The organism is Neobacillus ginsengisoli (assembly GCF_030813055.1).
This window is the reverse complement of the sequence record NZ_JAUSTW010000001.1, coordinates 39623-60927: the sequence shown is the minus strand read 5'-3', so window position 1 is coordinate 60927 and position 21305 is coordinate 39623. Positions and strand designations below refer to the sequence as shown.

General features: G+C 38.8%; 22 protein-coding genes and 1 other annotated feature (1 of these 23 cut by a window edge). Of the genes, 7 read left to right on the top strand and 15 right to left on the bottom strand.

The genetic code is table 11. The annotated features are described in order from the left end of the window. Positions 1-62: 62 nt before the first annotated feature. Genes pulA through thpR form a run of 3 tightly spaced genes read right to left on the bottom strand, consistent with a single transcriptional unit; the run spans position 63 to position 3782 of the window. A complete protein-coding gene (pulA, locus tag J2S10_RS00400) occupies positions 63-2210 on the bottom strand; it encodes a type I pullulanase (RefSeq protein WP_307403536.1) in 2148 nt (715 codons plus the stop codon). Next, positions 2197-3180 carry a diacylglycerol/lipid kinase family protein gene (locus J2S10_RS00395; protein WP_307403534.1) on the bottom strand — a complete coding sequence of 328 codons (984 nt, stop codon included), beginning with the start codon at positions 3178-3180 and terminating at the stop codon, positions 2197-2199. Before J2S10_RS00395 ends, pulA begins: the two co-directional genes overlap by 14 nt. Before the next feature lie 11 nt (positions 3181-3191). Next, complete coding sequence (gene thpR / locus J2S10_RS00390) at positions 3192-3782, bottom strand: RNA 2',3'-cyclic phosphodiesterase (RefSeq protein WP_307403532.1); 591 nt, start codon at positions 3780-3782, stop codon at positions 3192-3194. Positions 3783-3933: 151 nt separating this feature from the next. Between thpR and cysK the strand changes: the two genes are divergently transcribed. After that, positions 3934-4866, top strand: a complete 933-nt coding sequence (gene cysK / locus J2S10_RS00385) for a cysteine synthase A (protein WP_307403530.1) — start codon at positions 3934-3936, stop codon at positions 4864-4866. A 35-nt stretch (positions 4867-4901) separates the two neighbouring features. Here the strand turns inward: cysK and dat are convergent, their stop codons facing one another. Both dat and pepV read right to left on the bottom strand, forming a co-directional pair. Further along, on the bottom strand, positions 4902-5774 hold the full coding sequence (gene dat, locus J2S10_RS00380; protein WP_307403528.1) for a D-amino-acid transaminase: 873 nt from the start codon (positions 5772-5774) through the stop codon (positions 4902-4904). Positions 5775-5799: 25 nt separating this feature from the next. Then, positions 5800-7221 (bottom strand): dipeptidase PepV, encoded by a 1422-nt coding sequence (gene pepV / locus J2S10_RS00375; RefSeq protein ID WP_307403526.1) that lies wholly within the window; start codon positions 7219-7221, stop codon positions 5800-5802. 481 nt (positions 7222-7702) lie between these two features. Here pepV and J2S10_RS00370 point away from each other — a divergent pair, with 481 nt between their 5' ends. Then, the gene (locus tag J2S10_RS00370; RefSeq protein WP_071358441.1) at positions 7703-7924 is read left to right on the top strand and encodes a DeoR family transcriptional regulator; all 222 of its coding nucleotides are present in this window, start codon (positions 7703-7705) and stop codon (positions 7922-7924) included. 242 nt (positions 7925-8166) lie between these two features. Next, the gene (locus J2S10_RS00365; protein WP_307403522.1) at positions 8167-9504 is read left to right on the top strand and encodes an amino acid permease; all 1338 of its coding nucleotides are present in this window, start codon (positions 8167-8169) and stop codon (positions 9502-9504) included. A gap of 48 nt (positions 9505-9552) precedes the next feature. On the opposite strand, the gene J2S10_RS00360 is transcribed toward J2S10_RS00365, so the two are convergent. From J2S10_RS00360 to speD, 5 genes are all read right to left on the bottom strand, one after another. After that, entirely contained in the window at positions 9553-9681 is a 129-nt protein-coding gene (locus J2S10_RS00360; RefSeq protein ID WP_307403520.1) for a hypothetical protein, read from the bottom strand. Positions 9682-9820: 139 nt separating this feature from the next. Then, on the bottom strand, positions 9821-10201 hold the full coding sequence (locus J2S10_RS00355; protein ID WP_307403518.1) for an ArsR/SmtB family transcription factor: 381 nt from the start codon (positions 10199-10201) through the stop codon (positions 9821-9823). After that, entirely contained in the window at positions 10202-10624 is a 423-nt protein-coding gene (locus J2S10_RS00350) for an SRPBCC family protein (RefSeq protein ID WP_307403515.1), read from the bottom strand. Positions 10625-10783: 159 nt separating this feature from the next. Then, positions 10784-11521 carry a UMP kinase gene (gene pyrH / locus J2S10_RS00345; protein WP_307403512.1) on the bottom strand — a complete coding sequence of 246 codons (738 nt, stop codon included), beginning with the start codon at positions 11519-11521 and terminating at the stop codon, positions 10784-10786. A 267-nt stretch (positions 11522-11788) separates the two neighbouring features. Beyond that, positions 11789-12604 carry an adenosylmethionine decarboxylase gene (speD, locus tag J2S10_RS00340; RefSeq protein WP_307403511.1) on the bottom strand — a complete coding sequence of 272 codons (816 nt, stop codon included), beginning with the start codon at positions 12602-12604 and terminating at the stop codon, positions 11789-11791. A gap of 273 nt (positions 12605-12877) precedes the next feature. Here speD and J2S10_RS00335 point away from each other — a divergent pair, with 273 nt between their 5' ends. Further along, complete coding sequence (locus J2S10_RS00335; protein ID WP_307403510.1) at positions 12878-13312, top strand: Dps family protein; 435 nt, start codon at positions 12878-12880, stop codon at positions 13310-13312. Between the two features lie 43 nt (positions 13313-13355). Here the strand turns inward: J2S10_RS00335 and J2S10_RS00330 are convergent, their stop codons facing one another. Beyond that, on the bottom strand, positions 13356-14075 hold the full coding sequence (locus J2S10_RS00330) for a pseudouridine synthase (RefSeq protein WP_307403508.1): 720 nt from the start codon (positions 14073-14075) through the stop codon (positions 13356-13358). A 43-nt stretch (positions 14076-14118) separates the two neighbouring features. Beyond that, on the bottom strand, positions 14119-15738 hold the full coding sequence (locus tag J2S10_RS00325; RefSeq protein ID WP_307403506.1) for a putative polysaccharide biosynthesis protein: 1620 nt from the start codon (positions 15736-15738) through the stop codon (positions 14119-14121). Between the two features lie 225 nt (positions 15739-15963). Here J2S10_RS00325 and J2S10_RS00320 point away from each other — a divergent pair, with 225 nt between their 5' ends. Then, a complete protein-coding gene (locus J2S10_RS00320; RefSeq protein WP_307403504.1) occupies positions 15964-17244 on the top strand; it encodes a BaiN/RdsA family NAD(P)/FAD-dependent oxidoreductase in 1281 nt (426 codons plus the stop codon). Between the two features lie 7 nt (positions 17245-17251). Here the strand turns inward: J2S10_RS00320 and J2S10_RS00315 are convergent, their stop codons facing one another. Next, complete coding sequence (locus J2S10_RS00315) at positions 17252-17437, bottom strand: sporulation protein Cse60 (protein ID WP_307403502.1); 186 nt, start codon at positions 17435-17437, stop codon at positions 17252-17254. A 149-nt stretch (positions 17438-17586) separates the two neighbouring features. On the opposite strand from J2S10_RS00315, the gene J2S10_RS00310 reads away from it, so the two are divergent. After that, positions 17587-17931: a hypothetical protein gene (locus tag J2S10_RS00310; RefSeq protein ID WP_307403500.1), complete on the top strand. Its 345-nt coding sequence runs from the start codon at positions 17587-17589 to the stop codon at positions 17929-17931. A 35-nt stretch (positions 17932-17966) separates the two neighbouring features. After that, positions 17967-18179: a hypothetical protein gene (locus tag J2S10_RS00305; protein WP_307403498.1), complete on the top strand. Its 213-nt coding sequence runs from the start codon at positions 17967-17969 to the stop codon at positions 18177-18179. Positions 18180-18228: 49 nt separating this feature from the next. Here the strand turns inward: J2S10_RS00305 and J2S10_RS00300 are convergent, their stop codons facing one another. After that, positions 18229-18534 carry a rhodanese-like domain-containing protein gene (locus J2S10_RS00300; protein ID WP_307403496.1) on the bottom strand — a complete coding sequence of 102 codons (306 nt, stop codon included), beginning with the start codon at positions 18532-18534 and terminating at the stop codon, positions 18229-18231. 204 nt (positions 18535-18738) lie between these two features. Further along, positions 18739-21156 carry a leucine--tRNA ligase gene (gene leuS / locus J2S10_RS00295; RefSeq protein WP_307403494.1) on the bottom strand — a complete coding sequence of 806 codons (2418 nt, stop codon included), beginning with the start codon at positions 21154-21156 and terminating at the stop codon, positions 18739-18741. A gap of 43 nt (positions 21157-21199) precedes the next feature. After that, positions 21200-21305, bottom strand: a binding site (T-box leader) (it continues 116 nt past the right edge of the window).

Sequence of the window (21305 nt, the reverse complement as noted above, 5' to 3'; positions counted from 1 at the left end):
AATAGCCATCTTACTAAATTTTATCTCCTATATGCTTTTTTAGTCAAGTACATCTGGAGAAACTATTTTTTTGCTAAAACATTAAGACAAACTGGATCTATCGTGATTTTTCCCCCATTCACAACTCTTTTGGAATAATTTCCTGCATGGAGATGGTCAGCAAGAACCAACCATTTTCCCTCGGGAATTGATATCGTATGCTTTCCAGGAAAGGGGTTAATTAAAACTACTATTTCATTGAAATCGCTATCTTTATTTTGATATAAATAACTAATGATGTGGGCTTCACTGTTGGGTAAAAGCTGCATATTGGTTCGGATTTCAGCTGCAGATCTCATTCGAAAACAGGTAAACGCTTTGCGTATCTCAATTAGCCCTTTAATATAGTTTACATTTTCTTCATACCGACATTTTCGATCCCAATCAAGTTGATTGATATAATCCGGTGAACGATAGCTGTTTCCTTCCCCTTGCTTTGTTCGGAAGAACTCTTGACCACTGTGAAGAAAGGGGATTCCTTGTGATAATAAAACGATTCCTGTTGCTAGACGGTGATAGTTCATCAGTATGGAATCGTCCACATTATAATGGCATGAGAGTAGTTTATCCCACATCGTATGGTTATCATGGCATTCGATATAATTAACTGATTGGTAAGGCTCATTAAAAAGCCCGTTTTCCGTCCCTTTGAAACCTACACTACCAGTCAGCATCTCACATGCTGCCTCAAAGTAATGAGCATTTCCTAAGGCATATCCTTTCTCAAATAAATTAAAGGTACTTCCTTTAATGGTATCCCTAAATTTATCATTAAATTGGGCTATTGTAGGCATCTTCGACTGATTACGAATAATCGCCTTTTGGTCAATTGGTAAAGGGGTGTTAAGATTCCATCCCTCACCAATAAGCAGTGTTCCTTTTTGCAGGCTGTCACAAGTCTCTCTCACCTCAGACATTGTCTCAACATCCAAAATCCCCATTAAATCGAAACGAAATCCATCGATATGATACTCCTCTATCCAAAATCGGATGGAGTCAACGATGAACTTTCTGACCATTTTCCTTTCGGATGCAATATCATTTCCCACACCCGTACCATTAGATGGCAGACCGAACTCATTGTGGCGGAAATAATAACCGGGAACTACTTTTTCAAAAGAGGAATTTTCACGAATATAGACATGATTGTAGACCACGTCCATAATAATTCTTAGTCCTGCGCTATGGATATTATCAATTAATTGCTTTAATTCTTTAATTCTGGAATAGGGGTTCGCCGGATTCGTTGAATAGCTTCCGTCAGGAGCATTAAAATGCAGCGGGTTATAGCCCCAGTTATAATCTTTGTTTCGGTCTAATTCATCCACACCGGCAAAATCATTAAAAGGGAGAAATTCAATATGGGTGATTCCTAACTCCTTTAGGTACGATAATCCTGTAGCCTCTCCGTCCCGTCCCTTTGTATTTAACTCTCCCGCGCCTAAATAGAGACCCTTATTTTTTACTCCGCTGTTTTGATGAATCGTAAAATCCCTAATATGTGTTTCATAAATAATGGCATCAACGGGACTTTCCAATGCCGGTAAAACCGGTTTCGGCCTATTTGTTTTTTCAAGTCTCACAACAACTCCTCCCTCTCCATTAGAGGTTACTGCCGTTGTATAAGGATCTACGGCCTCCCGCCATTCCTGATTCACAAGGACCAGGTAAGTATATTGATAGCGATCTAAATCCTGAGAAACAACAGCGGACCAAATACCCTTTTCCTCCCGTTTCATCTTGACAATCTCAGAAAAAAAGTTATTTGGCGGACGTAATTTTAATTTAACTTGAGTAGCTGTTGGTGCCCAAAGCTTAAAGCGAGTTTGATTGTTTTCGAACCGAACACCAAGATCCTTACCGTTATAATAAAATTTTTCATCAAAAGCATCTGTGCGAATTACTGCCCCTATTTGAAGATCTGTTTTGCCGCCATGCTCATCAATAATCCAATATGGTTTACCAAAAGAAATTTCCTCTGCAAGATGACATGTATATTTATTATTGTTTTCGATTTGGCTCTTCCCCATGATAATCAAAGGAAATTCTTGAAAATCACTTGTGATCGTGAAAGAAGATGACAATCCCTGATGATAGGAAAGCGGAAGAAGAATCGTAATGATATTCATCTCATCCAAATAGGCAAAGAAATTTCGTTCAGTTGAGATCATTCGAACCCCTCTCTTTCAGATTAGCATCTTCCTTACTTTGTCTTCTCGTTAACACCTTTAATGCCTTGGAGTGAAGATAAATCGTTAAGGGAGTATATCCGATAAACTCTCCATCTGCATGTACATATAAAGGAGAGTTAGTTTGAATTGAAACAAAGCTGCCTTTAAAGGTTTTAACCTCTTTGAAATGGATATGTTTACCCCAAAAAACACTAATAAAGACAACTAAAAGCTTCAGCCTTGAAAGCTGATGAACCACTGTTATATCGAAAATTCCATCATCCGGCACTGATCCGGGTGCAATTTTCATACCCCCGCCGTAATAAGGTTGATTGGAAACGGTAACAAACCATGTATGTTCAAATATATGCTTTTTCCCGTCAATTGATAAATCAATTGTTGAGCATTTATAAGTAAATAGTTTTTTCAAAAGAAAATAGGAATAAATTAACCTTCCCATTGAAAGCTTATTTAATAGTACTTTCATACGGGATTGATTTACTTCATAGGATATTAATGCGTCAAAACCCGCTCCCATATTATTAATAAAGTAATATTTTGCTTGATCCTGCATCGTAATATCTCCGATATCGATTGATGCAGCCTCTTTATTCATAAGCCGAAAAATCACTTCTAATGCTTCTGCAGGTTCTGAAGGAATTTGAAAGCCCCTGCAAAAATCGTTGCCGGAACCGCCCGGTATAAATCCAAGAATGATATTCTTATATTTTACCATTCCATTCATGACTTCATGCATAGTTCCATCACCGCCAACAGCAATAAGTATTTTTTTCTCATGATCCCGGGTTGCAATTGTGGCGGCAATGCTAGTTGCATGACCCTGATATTCCGTAAAAAAAGCCAGATAAGAAATATTTTTATTCTTTAGTTCAGGCTCGAGCCTTTTCCATATTTTTAAACAGGATCCGTTCCCCGCTTTGGGATTGATAATAAAATAGATTTGTTCCATACAACCAACCTTTAACTTGAATTTTCATTCGAGTTATGAATGAATGGAAATATAGTTTTCGCTTCGTATTTTGGCGTTCTCTTAAGATGTGTTTGATATAAAACCACATCAGTTGCTTCAAACGACAGGGGTTCGGGCTGAAATTCCAGCCACCTATCAAGGAGATGCGATTCAAAAGGCATCTCACCTACCCACTTTCTTGCAAGGGTAATATGCGGCCGAAATGGCCTGGTTTCAAGCTGGAATCCTGCCTCCTCACATGCCGAAAACACCTTTTTTCTCACCTGTTGCAACGGATCGCTTTCCAATGTATCCGCCCAAAAAATACGGGGCGAATCTGCTTTCCCGAAAATTCCAAGCTTATTGATTTGCAGTTTTAGCGACTCCGTTTGATTTAAGACCTCTTTTACATTTTTTTCAGCACATTTAAGTTTTTCGGTTGGGGCAAAGCCCAAAAATGCCAAGGTAATATGCAGATCCTGATAGTGTACCCATCGGCTAAAAGGGAAGGCTTCCTTTAATTTTTCACAATGATCCTTCATAATTAATTTCGTTTCTTCAGGGATTTTTACAGCAAAGAAAAAATGTGTTTGATGTTCCATTGGCTTCTCATTCCTTTTCTCAATTTTAAGCTATTTTAGGCAAATTGTATTTAATTGTCGTTAACAGTTATCCGATATTTTTTACTTCATCGGGGATTTTATTTATGATAGGAAGAGAGAAAAAATTAATTACTTGAAAGGAAGGCAAACAATGAAGGTTGTAAACAATATTGCCGAATTGATTGGGGAAACACCATTAGTTAAACTCAATCGATTAGCACCTAAAGACGGTGCCTCGGTTTACTTGAAACTGGAGTTTTACAATCCAAGCAAAAGTGTGAAAGATCGGGCAGCTTTTAACATGATTGTCGAAGCTGAAAAATTCGGCTACTTGAAGGAAGGTTCAACCATCATTGAGCCGACCAGCGGAAATACCGGAATCGGAATTGCCATGAATGCTGCGGCACGCGGCTATAAATCAGTAATCGTCATGCCTGATACGATGACACAGGAGCGAATTAATATACTAAAAGCGTATGGTGCTGAGGTCGTGCTTACTCCCGGAGATGAAAAAATGCCCGGGGCGATAAAAAAAGCACAGGAATTAGCCAAAGAAATTCCCAATAGTTTTATCCCCATGCAGTTTGAAAACAAAGCAAACCCCGATGCCCACCGTTATTCGACAGCACTTGAAATCATCGAAGCGATGAAGGAAATCGGAAAGCCGCTTTCTGCTTTTGTCGCAACAGCCGGAACAGGGGGGACCATTACTGGTACAGGTGAAACGCTAAAAGAACATTTTAAAAATTTGTCAGTCCATGTAGTGGAGCCAAAAGGGTCCCCTGTTTTATCAGGAGGAAATCCCGGCAAGCACAAGCTCGTCGGGACAAGTCCGGGGTTTATTCCGGAAATACTTAATCAAGATGTGTACGATGAAATTCATCAAATTGAAGATGAGGATGCATATGAAATTACTCGAAGGTTAGCAAGTGAAGAAGGCATCCTTGTCGGTCCATCGTCTGGTGGAGCCTGCTTTGCAGCTTTAGAAGTAGCAAAGCGGCTATCACCTAACGAAGTAGTCGTTTGCATTGCTTGCGATACAGGGGAAAGATATCTTTCTAGTGACCTGTTCCAATTTGAATAAAAAAGCAGACGTGCTGGCCAGCACGTCTTTTTCCATTAAAATAATATCTTATCAGCAAGACTACCACATTGGGTTTCAATTTCCTGTTCAAACAATTCCTGTAATTTTCTAGTGATGGAACCTACTGCACCACCGTTTACTTTGTTTCCTTCAATCTCGACAATCGGCATTACCTCTGCCGTCGTGCTCGAAAGGAATACTTCATCCGCCTGTTCAAGCTCTGCTAAACAGAAGGTCCTCTCCTCGACAGGAAGACCATTATCGGAACAAACCTGCAAAATAACATCTTTTGTAATTCCTTTTAATATAAAATGATTAGATTCATGAGTGATCACAACGCCATTTTTGACGATGAAAATATTGGATGAACTTCCTTCTGTTACATCGTTACCTCGAAGCTGAATGGCTTCAAAGCACCCTTTTTCGCTTGCTTTTTGTTTTGCTAATAAATTCCCGAGCAAATTTAAGCTTTTAATATCACAGCGGAGCCAGCGAATATCTTCAGTAAGAATTGTTGTGACTCCTGTTTTTAAGCCTTCAACCGGCCGGTTTATTTCTTTAGTGTAAGCTACTAAAGCCGGAATAACTTTTCCGGTTGGAAAAGCATGATTTCTCGGTGCGACCCCCCTTGTAATTTGCATATAAATGATTCCTGTTTGAAGATTATTTTTAACAATCAGCGTTTCAAGCAGTTCCAACAATTGTTCATCTTTATATGGGAGAGTTATCCCAATGCTGTCAGCACTTCTAACAAATCGGTATAAATGCTCCTTGGCGGTAAACATTTTCCCATTGTAGACGCGGATGACCTCATATACCCCATCACCAAATTGATAGCCTCGATCCTCCACATCAACTTTTGCTTGCGAACGTTCAATGATTTCCCCATTTAAAATAGCAAATTTCATTTCTCCCATTTCTCCTCTGTTTTACTTATTCACCTTGAGCCAACTCATAAATGGCTTGTGCGTAAATGGCAGTTGCTTTAAGTAAGTCTTCAATATTCATATACTCATCCTTTTGATGGGCGATATCCGGTCTTCCTGGAAATAACGGCCCAAAAGCAACCCCTGATTTTAGAGAACGTGCATACGTCCCTCCTCCAATGGAAAGCAATTCTGCCTTTTCACCTGTTTGTTCTTCATAAACCTTCTTCAACGTTTGAATGAGAAATTCCTTCTCGTCCACATGATGCGGTTTAGAATCAGAAAAGTTTTCGATAGCAAACCCTTCTTTTACCAAAAGATCATCTAATTTTTCTTTCGTAGCATCCATTTTGTTCGTTACAGGGTATCTGCAGGTCATCCCCAGCCTGCCTCCGGTTTCCTTCGTATAAGAAAGGATACCCACATTTAAGGTTAACTCCCCGGAGATATCATCCGAATAGGCTACGCCAAGGTTCAAGCCTCTTGAATCATTGAAGAAATAACGGGAAACAAATTGGAAATAATGTATGGCATTTTCATCTAAATTTTGCTTAGAAAGAAATTCTGCCAGATAAACTCCTGCATTTTTCCCGTTTTTTGGTTCCATACCATGCGCTGAAATTCCCCTTACTTCTAAAATCAATTCGCCATTTTCAACATGACATCCGCTTTCCAACTCAAAATTCTTTACAAACTCTTTAAACTCCTGGATTGTCTCTAGCTGATTATCCTTTACGAAAAGTGTGGCTTTTGCATAATCAGGAACCATATTATATCTCTTACCGGAAACAAAGTTGAGCACATCCACTTTTGCGTTGGACTCACCCTGCAGCATTTTTTTCTGCACCATATCAAAATCCGCAATCCCTTTTTCAGCATTGATGATCGGGAAATCTGCATCAGGTGCAAAACCTAAAGTAGGCATTTCTTCTTGTTCAAAATAATGGGAAACACAACGCCAATTGCTTTCTTCATCGGTACCAATTATCATTCGCACTCGTTTCTTTAAAGGCAATTCGAGCTCTTTGACAATTTTCATTGCATAATAAGCTGCCATAGTCGGTCCCTTATCATCGAGTGCTCCTCGAGCGAAAATTTTACCCTCACGAATTTCCGCCCCATAAGGGTCGCTTGACCACCCATCCCCTTCGGGAACGACATCTACATGGCAGAGGATTCCAAGTAATTCCTTTCCTTCTCCAAACTCAAGATGACCCGCTACATTCCCGACATTCTTTGGAGTAAATCCATCTTTCTCACCGAGATTAAGCATAAAATCCAGTGCCTCTTTTACTCCCTTGCCTAGCGGTGCATCAGGGACCGCATGTTCTTCGTCTAAAAGGCTTTTGATATGTAACAATTCCCTGGTGTCTTTAATGAGTGAATCTTTTCTTTTTTCTACCTCACTCATCCAATTGATATTCGTCAATTTCTTTTGCCTCCTAATGAAAAAATGATACTCATATTTTGTAACCACTATCATTATTGCAAATATCTTATCAATTTTCTAAATAAAAAAGAAATGAATATTTATTTAAGCTAGCCCATATGGTTTTTGTCTTGTTAGTTCCCAGAAAAAATTAACAAAAAATTCGAATAATTTATCATATTCCTAGCTATATGCCCCATAACCTGTAATAAGAGAACATGAAGGGGTGAGAAAAGCCGAACAATTTATGTATTTTGTTTATTAATAATTTGTAAAGTTCATCATTATGGTGGAAATTTTCAGAAATTGTGGGTACAATAATATTAGATGTATAACTTCTTAGTTTCCACTATAACTATCCATAAGAAGGAGTTGTCTGCGCGGAAAAGAAAACTACATATTCTTGAAGATTTATTCTTCAAAGAGGCTGTCGGTAGAGGGATTAAGCCATAGGTTTAGAAAAAGGATAGGGAGTGGTTTTTTGAAACCTTCAACTAACCGGATGTTAAACCGCATCAAATGTATCTACATGTTTATTCGCAATAACGGCACTGTGACAACGCAGGAACTTGTAGAGGAATTTGGTATCACTCCTCGCACCATTCAACGAGATTTAAATGTCTTAGCCTATAATGACTTGGTAATAAGCCCAAGCCGCGGAAAATGGACAACTACAGAAAAGAAAGTAAAAATGACATCTTAACGTTGAAAAACATTAATAATTGTAAACCCTTGAAAAAGCCTATTAAAAAGCACGCAACTTGCGTGCTTTTTTTGTTTGTAAAAATTCGAACCGGTGCCGGAAAGGACTTTAAGAAGTGAAATCATAGTTTGACAACTTACTAGAATATGATATATTAATATAATACTTTAGCACTTAAAAGCGTTTAAGCAAAAAAGCAAACTAGCTATCATCCATAAATTCATAAAAAAGGTAGGAGCAAAATGGAAAATAATCATCAAGACTTAAAAAAGGGACTTTTGCCTAGACATGTCCAGTTTATTGCATTAGCAGGAATGATCGGGACAGGGATTTTTAAAGGAAGCTCAGATACGTTAAATATTGCGGGGCCAAGTGTAGTGCTAACCTATTTATTTGGCGGTCTATTGTTATTTATTGTCATGGCAGCCTTAGGGGAAATGGCAATTGCATTTCCAAACTTAAACGTCCAACATCTTGTCAAAAAAGCATTTGGAATCCGGGTATCCTTTATTGTTGGTTGGCTCTATTGGATCAACTGGATTGTCGTTACCATTGTTGAATTATTGGCATCAGGCAGTTTTTTACAATTCTGGTTCCCTTCAGTGCCATTATGGCTTTTAAGTTTTCTATGTGCTTCTTTAATCGTCGGAATAAATTTATTTCAAGTAAAATACTACGGGGAGCTTGAGTTTTGGTTTGCGGGAATTAAAATTCTCGCTTTAATCGCTTTCATTTTATTAGGTATTTTCATTCTGACAGGGATTATTCCAAGTGACACCCAAAACCCATTTTCTAATTTTACATCCCATGGAGGTTTTTTCCCGCACGGATTAAGCGGTACTTTAAGTGCGTTCTTAGTTGTCATGTTTTCATATGGCGGTGCTGAATTAATCGGTGTGGCCGTAACAGAAACGAAAGAATCCGAGAGAGTGTTACCCAAAATCATTAAAGGCGCAGTATGGAGGGTAATCATTTTTTACATTTTTCCCATCCTTATTATTTGTGGAATTATGCCTTGGGACAAAGTGACCTCGGAGAACAGCCCCTTCGTACAGGTTTTCAGCCTTACAGGAATCCCTATAGCCGCACATATCATGAACTTTGTTCTTTTAACTGCTGTTTTATCAGCCGCAAATTCAGGTATATACGCTACTTCCAGAACGCTTTTTTCAATGGCTCAAAGCGGTGTGGCGCCTAAAGGACTTCAAGCAATTTCAAAAAGAGGAATTCCTCTTAACGGAATTCTTATTACAAGCGTATGTATATTGATTGGTGTTTTTTTAGCCTATTTAACACCGAGTCAAGTCATTAGTTACTTAATGTCCATTCCCGGTTTCACAGTAATGATCATTTGGCTCAGCATTTGTTCGGCACAATTAAAGCTCCGTCCACAGTACAAGGACATACCGGCATTCCAGGTAAAATGGTTCCCTTATACAACGATATTGGCCATTGTTTCACTATCATTAATCTTTATTGGTTTTATGTTTAATCCTAACAATTTAATTGGCACTTCCGTATGTCTTATAACATTATGCATACTGAGCATCCTGTCATTTATTAAACTCAAAAAAAATTAGCATGCGAATTTTTCGCTTGCTTATTTTTTTTATGATAACTGAACCTTTTTAGCGGCGGTGATGTACAAAATCATAATTTGTAATTGACTTAAACTCTTGGTCACTTATGATTCCAAGCATTTTAAACAACACTGAATACTGCAATATCTTTCTTTGAATCCTTGGTGTCGTACTCATTTTAATCATCCTCCAATATTAATATTAGAATATTCGACAATTCTAAAAAAGTTTCCTTCAACCAAAAAAAATTCATTAGGGTAATTTTTAGTCTTTAAAATAAAAAAGAGAGGTAATGATTTACCCCTCTTTTCCTTCATCATTTTGTTTTCTTTTGTTCAACTATTTCTAGGGGATGTTCAGGAGTCGAACCATCCACTGTATCAGACTCGACGAAAAGTTTAAGAGCCGCCATCTTATTTTCCCAGAATAGTTCAAAAAATTGAAGCCAATCTTTTAATTCAAGTAACGGCTCCGGCTCGAGCCTGTATCGTGTTTCCCGGCCGACTTTCCTCTCTTTGACCAATCCTGCATCTGCTAATACATGAAGGTGCTTGGAAACCGCGGTTCGGCTAATTGGAAAGTTCTCACTAATAACGGTGACAGGCAGTTCCTGATTGCTTAATAGTTTCAATAACTTACGACGGGTTGGGTCAGCGATCGCTTGAAATACATCATGCTTTGCTGAAGCAGCAGCCATTTACGCCTCAACATATCCCATTAACTTTGTGACAAGGCCTGCCCATCCTTGATCCATATTACCCCGTACCGCTGTATGCGGTGCACCGAATTCGGTAACCTTGTCCGCATCCCAACCTGAATGAATCAGCGTGATTTCCGTTTTATCGTTCAGCTCTGATAATTCAAAGGTAAGCTTCCAATCCTTTCCCCAGTTAAAAGAAAGGCTGTTAGGCGGATCAACTTTTGTTACTTTGCAAGGAGACATACCAAACTGACCTGCATTTAAATGAAATTCATGCCCTTCAATTGGTTGTAAATCATTTGGCATGAACCAGGCAGAAAGGCCTTCTGATGTCGCAACTGCGTCCCAGGCTTTCGTAATTGGTGCATTAACGACTACTGTATGTTTGATGTCTAATAATTGTTGTGTTTCATTTCCCATTAGAATATCTCCTCGATTCCATTTTTCTACCATAAATACGAAACCATTTGGTTTCACATTAACACTATATAACACCATTTGGTTTCATGTCAAGCTAAAAAAGTCAGCTGTACTTAGCTGACTTTTATTATTTCCAAAGCTGAATTATTATTTCATAACTTATATAAGCAATTCTGTTTCACCATTATTAATTAAGGTCCCAATTCGTTCTCCCGAACAAACCGCCTTCATAGCCCCAACTTGATTAAAGTTAAAAACATGTACCGGTAATTCATAATCCCGGGCAAGCAATAATGCTGATTGATCCATCACTTTAATGTTATTTTGAACAACATCGTTATAATGCAAATTTTTGTACATTTTTGCGTTCGGATTTGTTCTTGGGTCAGATGTAAAGACTCCATCTACGCCTTGCTTCGCTACAAAAAGGGCATCACAATTCACTTCAATTGCTCTTTGCACACTTGGATAATCCGTTGTTACAAACGGCTGACCATTCCCGCCGCCAAAAATGACGATATAGCCTTTTTCCAGGTGGTGGATTGCTCTTAGCCTGATATAAGGTTCTGCAACGGTCGGAGCAGGAACAGAGGTCATTACCCTAACTTCCTTTTCTATTTTGGCTTTTAATACACCCCGAAGCATCAAACTGTTTATAATTGTTCCTAAGGTACCGATATTATCTGCCTCTACCCTGTCTATCCCCCATTGTTCCGCCAGATTTCCGCGAAAAATATTTCCGCCGCCGATTACAACAGATACCTCAATTCCCATATCCACTAATGAGATAATTTCATCCGTAATATGCTCCAAATTGTCCACACCAAAACTATTTCCCTCTTGGTCAGCCAATGCTCCTCCACTAAGCTTTATTAGAATACGTTTATACTTTTCCATTTTATTTCCCTCCCAAAATAAAAGGACCAAAGCAAAATGCTTTGATCCTTAAAAATAAATGAGGCGAGGAGAGAAGTGAATTGAAGCGTTGTTCTTTTTCATACCCACATCACCCCTCCACATAGTTTTTTTCTTCCTATATTATACAAAAATTAAAAATATTAGCAATATTTCCACTCTAAAAATTTCAGTTTTTTGATAAGTCCTATTTAATTAATAAAAAAGTGATATCCGGACCTTGGATATCACTTTTTTGATGAATTGTTTTTAATAGTTATTGACAATATTTTTTCCATAAAAAATCTCATCCATCTCGATCTTTAATCTTTCGGTAATTTCTATGAGTTCATCAGGATCTAATTTTTCTTTTGTATACCCGAATAAATAATGATTTAAATCAAATTCCCGGAGTTTGCATTTAGTGTGAAAAATATTTTCTTGATAGACATTCACATCAATCATGTCGAATAATTCTCCTACATCCTCAGGAATATAATTTTGAATCGAGCTGATTTCGTGGTCGATAAATAGCTTATGACCGTTTTTATCCCTTGTAAAACCGCGAACTCTGTAATCGATGGTCATTACATCTGTCTCGAACGAACGGATTAAATAATGGAGAGCCTTTAGCGGAGAAATTTCACCGCATGTGGATACATCAATATCTGCTCGAAATGTACTGATTCCTTCATCGGGATGGAATTCAGGATAGGTATGAACAGTTATATGGCTTTTATCTAATTGCATAACCACCGATTCCGGGAGAGGACCCGGTGATTCCTCGAAAGATTCTGATGGCGCATTTTCCACAGGACCCTCGGAAACCAAAAGAGTCACGCTTGCCCCTTGAGGCTCAAAATCTTGACTAGCGATATTCAATACATGTGCTCCAATAATATCCGATACATGTTTTAAGATTTTTGTTAATCTGTCTGCACTGTATTGCTCATCAATATACTTGAGATATGCTTCACGCTCTTCCCTATTTCTAGTGAAACAAACATCATACATATTAAAACTAAGTGATTTTGTCAAGTTATTAAAACCATGTAATTCGATATGCTGTTCATGTGTTAATTTCATGACTGCTCCCCCTAATTACAGTTATTCGTCCTTAAATATTTTTTAGGATACCCATTGATTTGCCTAGTTATTAATCTTTGCTCATCATCCCACTGCCCCATATGATAAGCAGTTTAAATTATCCAAATTAATTTAGACTGTTTTTTTATTGTTCGGATAAAATAAATAAGGTGATACTAGGATTCTACTTTAATGATAATTATTATTATTTAATATTCACTTTTAAATAATATGTGATATAATTAATTAAGATAGAAAAAGGAGGAATCATCCATGACACTAGAACAAGTATTTAATCAACAAATCGCAAACTGGAATGTCTTATATACAAAATTACATCATTTTCATTGGTATGTGAAAGGTCCACAATTCTTTACCTTACACGCTAAGTTTGAAGAGTTTTATAATGAAGCAGCAAGCACCATTGATGAATTAGCAGAACAGCTATTAATCATCGGCGGCAAACCAATTTCAACATTAAAAGAATATCTTCAGCTTACAACGATTGAAGAGACAACCGAAGTTTTAACTGCAGAAGAAATGGTACAATCAATTGTAAAAGATTACTCACAACTTATTGATGAATTAAAAGCCGGTATGGAAGCAGCTGAACAAAGCAATGATGAAGTAAGCAGTGATATGTTCTTGGAATTAATCGGCAAACTAAGCAAACATAACTGGATGCTTAAAGCTTTTTTAGCAGCATAACAAAAAAGCAACCTGACTCTCCTAAAGTCAGGTTGCTTTTTGCTTATTTTACTTGATAATCCTGCAATAATTCTACTTCTTCATCCGTCAATTCACGATATTCACCAAGTTCGAGCGTCTCATCTAAGGCTAGCGGTCCCATCGATATCCGCTGAAGGTAAACCACACTTTTTCCTACGGCTTCGAACATTCTTTTCACTTGATGAAATTTACCTTCTGTGATGGTAAGCTCGATATCGGAACGAATCCCTGATTTTAAGATTTTTAATTCGCCTGGTTTTGTTTCATAGCCGTCATCCAGGGTAACTCCTTCGGCAAACGCCTTCACATCTTCTTCCGTAACTTCACGATCAATCACCGCAAAATACGTTTTAGGAACATGCTTTTTTGGTGAAAGCAGCCGATGGGCCAGGTGACCGTCATTGGTAATCAGCAGCAGCCCTTCCGTATCCTTGTCCAATCGCCCAACAGGAAACGGTTCATATACCTGATCTTCAAGCTCCAATAAATCAATCACCGTTTCGCAGGCGCTATCTTCAGTGGCTGAAAGTACTCCTTGGGGCTTGTTCATCATTAGGTAGATAAATTCTTTATATTCAATTACTTCGCCGTTCAAGGTGACGGTTTCTTTATTTGGGTCAACCTGCTGTTTCGCATCCTTCACAACAACATCATTCACCTTTACAGCACCGCTTTTCAGTAGCTGCTTAACTTCCTTACGGCTTCCGAATCCCAAATTAGCAAGCATTTTATCAATTCTCATTTTGTTATTCTCCTTCTAGTTAAGAAGATATCATTTTTCAATATCAAACTGGCAATTTCAATTTTTGCTTGATGCGGACTATCCGATGACCAAATAACTTGTCAGCAAGTCCTGATTTGAGGCCTAAGTAAAAATAGATACCAGCTCCAACTCCTGCACTTATTAAAATAAGAATTAACGATTGTACCCTTGAAGCAGGAGATAAGAATAATGATAGGGATTTATAAACGAATTCAGTTCCTAACCACATCACGCCTGCAAAAATGACTATTAATAAGCTTCTTCGCCATACGAAACGAAATTGATAGCGAGAGTAAATTTTAATCACAATCAGATTAATGACAATTGATGAAGTATAACCTAGTGCTGTAGCAAGAACGGCCCCCCTCGTATCCATCATTTTAATAAGCGGAATATTGAGGGCTAATTTTATTAAAAGCCCAACAAGCAAACTTAAAATCGTGTAGCGCTGTTCATTGATACCCTGCAGTATGGCTGCCGTAACCGAATATAGAGAAAATAAGATTGCGACTGGTGCATAAGCCGCTAACACTTGTGTACCAAGGGCCTCATGCTCATAAAACACTGTATAGACAGGTTCAGCCAATAAAGAAAGCCCGATTGCCGCAGGCAAGGTTAAAAATAACATAACCTGAAAGGTCTGATTTATCTGGTGATTCATACTTTTTTGGTCTTTATTTACAAATGCCTGGGTAATACTTGGCACAAGTGTTAAGGAAAAAGCTGTTGCCAGTGAGACTGGAATAATGACAATCTTATGGGACTCAAAATTCAACGTTGAAAAAGCTGCTGTTGCATAAGGCCCCGATTTCCCAATCTCAGCCATAGCCTTGCTAAAGGTAAATTGGTCGATCGATTGGAATAAAGGATTGGCAATTCCAACAAATACAAACGGAGCGGCGTAAATAAAAATCTCTTTATATATTTCCATTAGTGAGATATTTAGCGTGCCTTTATCCTGTTCAAGAAGCTCGTTCAAATATGGTTTTCTTTTGTACCAATACCAAAACAATATAAATAAACTGCCAATTGCTCCAATAAACGCTGCAAAAGTTGCAACACTAACGGCCGAGACCATACTTCCACTCATATATTTTAGGACAACATATGCCCCTATAAGGGTAAAAGCAACCCGAACAATTTGCTCAACAACTTGGGAAACAGCTGAAGGACCCATTGATTGGTGTCCTTGAAAGTATCCCCTAATTAAACTCATAAACGGAACGACGATTAAAGCCCAGCTAACGGCACGGATGACCGTTGTCACATCATCCACACTTATCGATTGTTTTTTTCCGCTTATACTCATTTCAGCCAACACCGGTGCTATGAAGTACATAATAAGGAAGGCTGCAACCCCGGTTGTCAACATGATAACTAATCCGGATTTAAATAATTTCCTTCCGACCGCATATTCTTCCAGGGCATTATACTTTGAAATAAATTTTGAAACAGCTAACGGTACACCTGCCGTTGCGATACTAATAAATATGGTATAGGGAACATAGCCAAAATTATACAGTGCAGTCCCTTGTTTTCCTACTATTTGATAGAACGGAATAACATAAATTAAGCCGAGAACTTTGGAAAGTATCGTACCAACGGTTAATATAAACGTTCCCCTTAAAAGCTTAGACCCCATAAAATCCCTTCCTACTAAGAAAAATAAGTGCATTCAATCACAAAGTTATTTCGACTTTTTTTGCACACTATTGTAGTTTACAACTCTTTTCTCTATGACGCTACTAACAATACTGTTAAATTTATTAAAAATCGTTGACTTAACCTACTCTTTTCGGTAAGACTGGTAAAGATTATACTATAGTTTATCCGTAACTAAACGAATATAAAATAAAGTTGGTGAAATATGGAATTTGATGTCATTGTTATTGGCGGCGGTCCTTCCGGGTTAATGGCGTCCATTGCTGCCGGAGAAAAGGGTGCGAAAGTATTGTTAATCGATAAAGGGGACAAGCTTGGCAGAAAGCTTGCCATTTCAGGCGGCGGGCGCTGTAATGTTACAAATAGGCTTCCTATTGAAGAAATCATCAAGCATTTGCCGGGAAACGGTAAGTTTTTATACAGTGCTTTTTCGATCTTTAGTAATGAAGATATCATTCGGTTTTTTGAAAAATTAGGTATTGAGTTAAAGGAAGAAGATCATGGGCGGATGTTCCCGGTTTCCGATAGAGCGCAATCGGTCGTGGATGCACTGTTGGAAAAACTGGAACAATTACATGTCCGAGTATTCAAGAATTGTCCTGTAGATGATGTAGTTTATGAAAATGGGCAGGCTGCTGCAGTAATATTAAAGGATGGTTCAAAAATCAAAGCAAAATCCATTGTAATTGCGGTGGGCGGCAAATCTGTTCCCCATACCGGGTCAACGGGTGATGGTTACGCCTGGGCGGAAAAAGCTGGGCATACGGTAACAGAACTTTTTCCAACCGAAGTGCCAATCACGTCTAATGAGCCTTTTATTCAAACTAAAGCACTGCAAGGCCTTTCATTAAGAGACATTGATTTAAGCGTCCTGAATCCAAAGGGGAAGCCCATCATAACACACCGAATGGATATGATTTTTACCCATTTCGGAATCAGCGGCCCCGCTGTACTCCGTTGCAGTCAGTTTGTTGTCAAAGCAATGAAGAAATGGAATTTAAAAGAAGTAACGATGAATCTTGATGCTTTACCTGATAAAAAAGAGGAAGAACTTTTTCAAGAAATCGTAAAGCTAGTGAAAAAAGAGCCGAAAAAAAGCATAAAGAATACTTTAAAAGGAATTCTACCTGAACGATATCTACTATTTTTATTAGAGCTAAATGAGATTGATTCATCCGAACAGGGAGGCACAATCTCTAATGAAAAGATCCGCAGTTTTTCAAAAAGCTGCAAGCAATTTACCATTAACGTAAATGGCACACTTCCACTTGAAAAAGCATTTGTGACAGGCGGCGGGATTACTGTCAAAGAAGTGGAGCCGCAAACAATGGGTTCGAAATTAATGAATGGCCTTTATTTTTGCGGAGAAATTCTTGATATTCATGGCTATACAGGAGGCTATAATATCACCTCTGCACTCGTAACCGGCAGACTCGCAGGAACCAATGCTGCCCATTTTGCCCGGGAAAACGTAAATCAGGCCTGACAAATTGTCAGGCCCGATAAATTATCATGGCAGAAAAACAATAAATTTGTTCTTCCTCTTCTTCCTCCGGCATGGCCGCTACATTATATTTAATATCCAGCAATTTCTTTTCATCCAATCCTTTGAGAAAGTGATTCATTTCCTTTTCTAAATCCTTCTCGTGTTCCCGATCAAACAGTTTTACTTGTATCAATTTCCTCTCCCTTTCCTTTTTTTTCTATCAGTATTACCATTTTTCTGAATTTTAAAAATAAAAACCTAGTATATATTAAGTTTATATTAAGAATTAACTTGTAAACTGCTTTTAGAAGGTAAGCAGTTTAAATGAAAGGAGTATTTAAATTGAATAAAAAACAACGAATTTCCTGGGGAGTCAGCTTTAGCAGCTTAGCATTGGTTGCCGGAATGGTTTCCTATCTTGGACTTACAAATGGAGATAAGACCAGCAATCAAATAACAGCTAGGCAGAATTCCTCTTCAAATAAGAATACAAGCCAGCAGCATTTTAATCAAAATACAGATGGTTCAAATCAGAGCTTCTTTGATGATAATTCTACTAATAGCGATGCGTTTTCCAGTAACAACGGTAATTCCTTAGATAATGGTAATAACTCGCAAAATCAGGATTCATTCGGCGGCGGGGCAAGGCAGCGGGGCGGCTTCGATACCACAACAGGTGGAACCTGAAGTATAACTATCGTTTCAATTCCATGAGTAAACTGGTGCAAATCTCAATCAGTCATGAAATGTTTGCAAATGAAAATCAGGCTATGGTTTTATCAACGTTGGCGGAGAAATTCGAATCTTTGGAGAATTGCCCCTTCATTGGTACCGACTTCCAAGGAACTGTACTGGCAGTTGTCAACATTGTCCCCTTGATGATCATGGGTGGATTACTCTTAAAAGATCGGCAAAAGCTTAATGTATCTCACTGATTATAGTGAATAAAAAAACCAATTCCGAAATGTGGAATTGGTTTTATCTTTATTTCGTCTCACCTGTCCATGCCAGCATGCCGCCAATCATATTACGGACTTTATATCCTTGATCTTGAAGATAGAAGCATACATTTCCACTGCGGTGACTGGAGCGGCAGATAAAAATATATTCTTTATCTTTATCAAAATAGTCAAGGTTCATTGGAATATCACCCATGCGAATATGCTTTGCCCCCGGAATCATCCCCGCTGCCACCTCTTCATCTTCCCTAACATCTACAAGCTCCAGCTTTTCCCCATTCTCGAGCTTCTTCTGCAATTCTTCCGGTGTAATAATTTGTAATTCTTCCATTCATATCATCCCCTTATTAGAAAAGCGCAAGCACCCGTTTAGCGGCGTATGGACTGGAGCGCTTCGACTGAGATAAAGGAAACACGAATCGCGTTTTTTGCGATTTGATGTTGACTTATCGTAGGGAGAAGAGCGAAGTACACTAGCCGCTGGGCGCTGGAGCTAGACAGTTGTCTTAGTTCAAAAATTTTCTCTTCCATAGTATTAATTAGCTACTATATTTACTAGTTTGCCCGGCACCGTGATGACTTTACGAATGGTTTTTCCTTCAATTTGTTCCTTCACTCGGTCGTCATCCATAGCAATTTCTTCTAACGATTCCTTGGTGGCATCTGTTGGGACCATAAGCTTTGTTTTTACTTTACCATTTACTTGAATGACAATTTCAACTTCCTCATCCACTAGCCTTGCTTCATCATATGCAGGCCAAGCCTCATAAGAAATTGTTTCAATATGACCTAACTTTGCCCATAGCTCCTCGGAGATATGCGGACAAACAGGTGACAGTAATTTCACGAAGCCTTCCATATAATCCTTTGGTAGAACCGTTGACTTATAGGCTTCATTTATAAATACCATCATTTGCGAAATGGCCGTATTGAATCTTAAGCCTTCGTAATCCTCGGTTACCTTTTTCACTGTTTGATGGTATATCTTTTCTAAATTAGAAGCATCTTCATTTGGCTGAATTTTTGGATTTACTTCCCCATCTTCTTCAACCATTAAACGCCAAATCCGATCTAAGAAGCGTCGTGATCCATCTAGGCCATTCGTTGACCAGGCAATCGATGCATCAAGCGGTCCCATAAACATTTCATACAAGCGAAGAGTATCAGCACCATGGCTGGCTACGATATCATCAGGGTTTACAACATTTCCTTTTGACTTACTCATTTTCTCATTGTTTTCGCCTAAGATCATTCCTTGGTTAAATAGCTTTTGAAATGGTTCCTTTGTAGGCACAACCCCGATATCATATAAGAATTTATGCCAGAAGCGAGCGTAAAGTAGGTGGAGCACCGCATGTTCTGCTCCGCCAATATAAGTGTCCACCGGAAGCCAATGCTTTAATTTTTCTTCAGCAGCTAATGCTTGATCATTTTTCGGATCAATATAGCGTAAATAGTACCAGCAGCTGCCTGCCCATTGCGGCATTGTATTCGTTTCACGGCGACCCTTTTTACCCGTTTTGGGATCAACAACATTAACCCAGTCTTCAATCACTGCAAGTGGCGATTCGCCTGTTCCAGATGGTCTGATTTCTTTCGTTTTCGGTAATGTTAATGGAAGCTGTTCATCCGGAACAGCGGTCATTGTACCATCTTCCCAATGGATAACAGGAATCGGCTCACCCCAATAACGCTGGCGACTAAACAGCCAATCGCGTAAACGGAAGGTTACTTTCTTTGTACCAATGCCCTTTTCTTCAAGCCAAGCAATCATTTTTTGAATTGCCTCAAGCTTATCCAAACCGTTTAAGAAATCGGAATTAATATGCTCGCCGTCACCTGTGTAAGCTTCTTTCTGAACATCTCCGCCGGCAACAACCTGCTTGATCGGTAAATCAAACTGTTTAGCAAATTCATAGTCACGCTCGTCATGTGCAGGTACAGCCATGATCGCACCTGTACCGTAGCTTACCAAAACATAATCGGCAATCCAGATTGGCATTTTCTCGCCATTTGCCGGATTGATTGCATACGCACCGGTAAATACTCCTGTTTTTTCTTTTGCCAGATCCGTACGCTCAAGATCACTTTTTGTTTTTACTTTATCTAAATAAGCATCCACTGCAGCACGTTGTTCAGCGGTAGTAATTTTATCGACAAATGAATGCTCCGGAGCAAGCACTGCATAGGTTGCACCAAACAATGTATCAGGACGTGTTGTAAAGACAGTAAAGGTTTCATTGTGACCATCAATATTAAAGGTTACTTCTGCACCTTCAGAACGACCGATCCAATTGCGCTGCATTTCCTTCAAACTTTCCGGCCAATCAAGCTCCTCAAGGTCTTCAAGCAAACGATCACCGTAAGCCGTGATTTTTAACATCCATTGCTTCATTGGACGGCGTTCTACCGGGTGGCCGCCGCGTTCACTTTTTCCATCAATAACTTCTTCGTTTGCCAAAACGGTTCCAAGTGCCGGGCACCAGTTAACCGCTACTTCATCAATATAGGCAAGGCCTTTTTCAAATAGTTTTAAAAATATCCACTGCGTCCATTTATAATATTCAGGATCCGTCGTATTCACTTCACGGTCCCAATCATAGGAGAATCCTAGTGATTTAATTTGTCTCCGGAATGTATCAATATTTTGCTTTGTGAATTCTGCCGGGTCATTACCGGTATCCAATGCATATTGCTCCGCGGGTAACCCGAAGGCATCCCAGCCCATCGGATGAAGTACATTATAGCCCTGCATCCGCTTTAAGCGGGAAAGAATATCGGTTGCTGTATAGCCTTCAGGGTGTCCAACATGTAGCCCCGCCCCTGAAGGATATGGAAACATATCTAAAGCGTAGAATTTTCTTTTTCCAAATTCTTCGCTTGTTTTAAAGGTTTTTTCTGTTTCCCATTTCTGTTGCCACTTCTTTTCGATTTGTTGATGATCGAAACTCATAACGATTTCCTCCTATAAAAAAATAAAAAACCTCTCATCCCAAAAACGGGACGAGAGGATTGTATGTATCTCCCGCGGTACCACCCACATTAGTGTTGTCAACACTCGCTTCATTCATCCTTAACGCGGAAAACGGCAAACATTACTTT

Excerpts from the sequence above, each read along its gene's own strand:
- dat (WP_307403528.1), bottom strand. The coding sequence starts at position 5,774 with ATGAAATTTGCTATTTTAAATGGGGAAATCATTGAACGTTCGCAAGCA.
- thpR (WP_307403532.1), bottom strand. The coding sequence starts at position 3,782 with ATGGAACATCAAACACATTTTTTCTTTGCTGTAAAAATCCCTGAAGAA.
- J2S10_RS00355 (WP_307403518.1), bottom strand. The coding sequence starts at position 10,201 with ATGGCTGCTGCTTCAGCAAAGCATGATGTATTTCAAGCGATCGCTGAC.
- pulA (WP_307403536.1), bottom strand. The coding sequence starts at position 2,210 with ATGATCTCAACTGAACGAAATTTCTTTGCCTATTTGGATGAGATGAAT.
- J2S10_RS00300 (WP_307403496.1), bottom strand. The coding sequence starts at position 18,534 with ATGGAAGAATTACAAATTATTACACCGGAAGAATTGCAGAAGAAGCTC.
- cysK (WP_307403530.1), top strand. The coding sequence starts at position 3,934 with ATGAAGGTTGTAAACAATATTGCCGAATTGATTGGGGAAACACCATTA.
- J2S10_RS00320 (WP_307403504.1), top strand. The coding sequence starts at position 15,964 with ATGGAATTTGATGTCATTGTTATTGGCGGCGGTCCTTCCGGGTTAATG.
- J2S10_RS00350 (WP_307403515.1), bottom strand. The coding sequence starts at position 10,624 with ATGGGAAATGAAACACAACAATTATTAGACATCAAACATACAGTAGTC.
- leuS (WP_307403494.1), bottom strand. The coding sequence starts at position 21,156 with ATGAGTTTCGATCATCAACAAATCGAAAAGAAGTGGCAACAGAAATGG.
- J2S10_RS00330 (WP_307403508.1), bottom strand. The coding sequence starts at position 14,075 with ATGAGAATTGATAAAATGCTTGCTAATTTGGGATTCGGAAGCCGTAAG.
- speD (WP_307403511.1), bottom strand. The coding sequence starts at position 12,604 with ATGAAATTAACACATGAACAGCATATCGAATTACATGGTTTTAATAAC.
- J2S10_RS00360 (WP_307403520.1), bottom strand. The coding sequence starts at position 9,681 with ATGAGTACGACACCAAGGATTCAAAGAAAGATATTGCAGTATTCAGTG.
- pyrH (WP_307403512.1), bottom strand. The coding sequence starts at position 11,521 with ATGGAAAAGTATAAACGTATTCTAATAAAGCTTAGTGGAGGAGCATTG.
- J2S10_RS00395 (WP_307403534.1), bottom strand. The coding sequence starts at position 3,180 with ATGGAACAAATCTATTTTATTATCAATCCCAAAGCGGGGAACGGATCC.
- J2S10_RS00325 (WP_307403506.1), bottom strand. The coding sequence starts at position 15,738 with ATGGGGTCTAAGCTTTTAAGGGGAACGTTTATATTAACCGTTGGTACG.
- J2S10_RS00335 (WP_307403510.1), top strand. The coding sequence starts at position 12,878 with ATGACACTAGAACAAGTATTTAATCAACAAATCGCAAACTGGAATGTC.
- J2S10_RS00365 (WP_307403522.1), top strand. The coding sequence starts at position 8,167 with ATGGAAAATAATCATCAAGACTTAAAAAAGGGACTTTTGCCTAGACAT.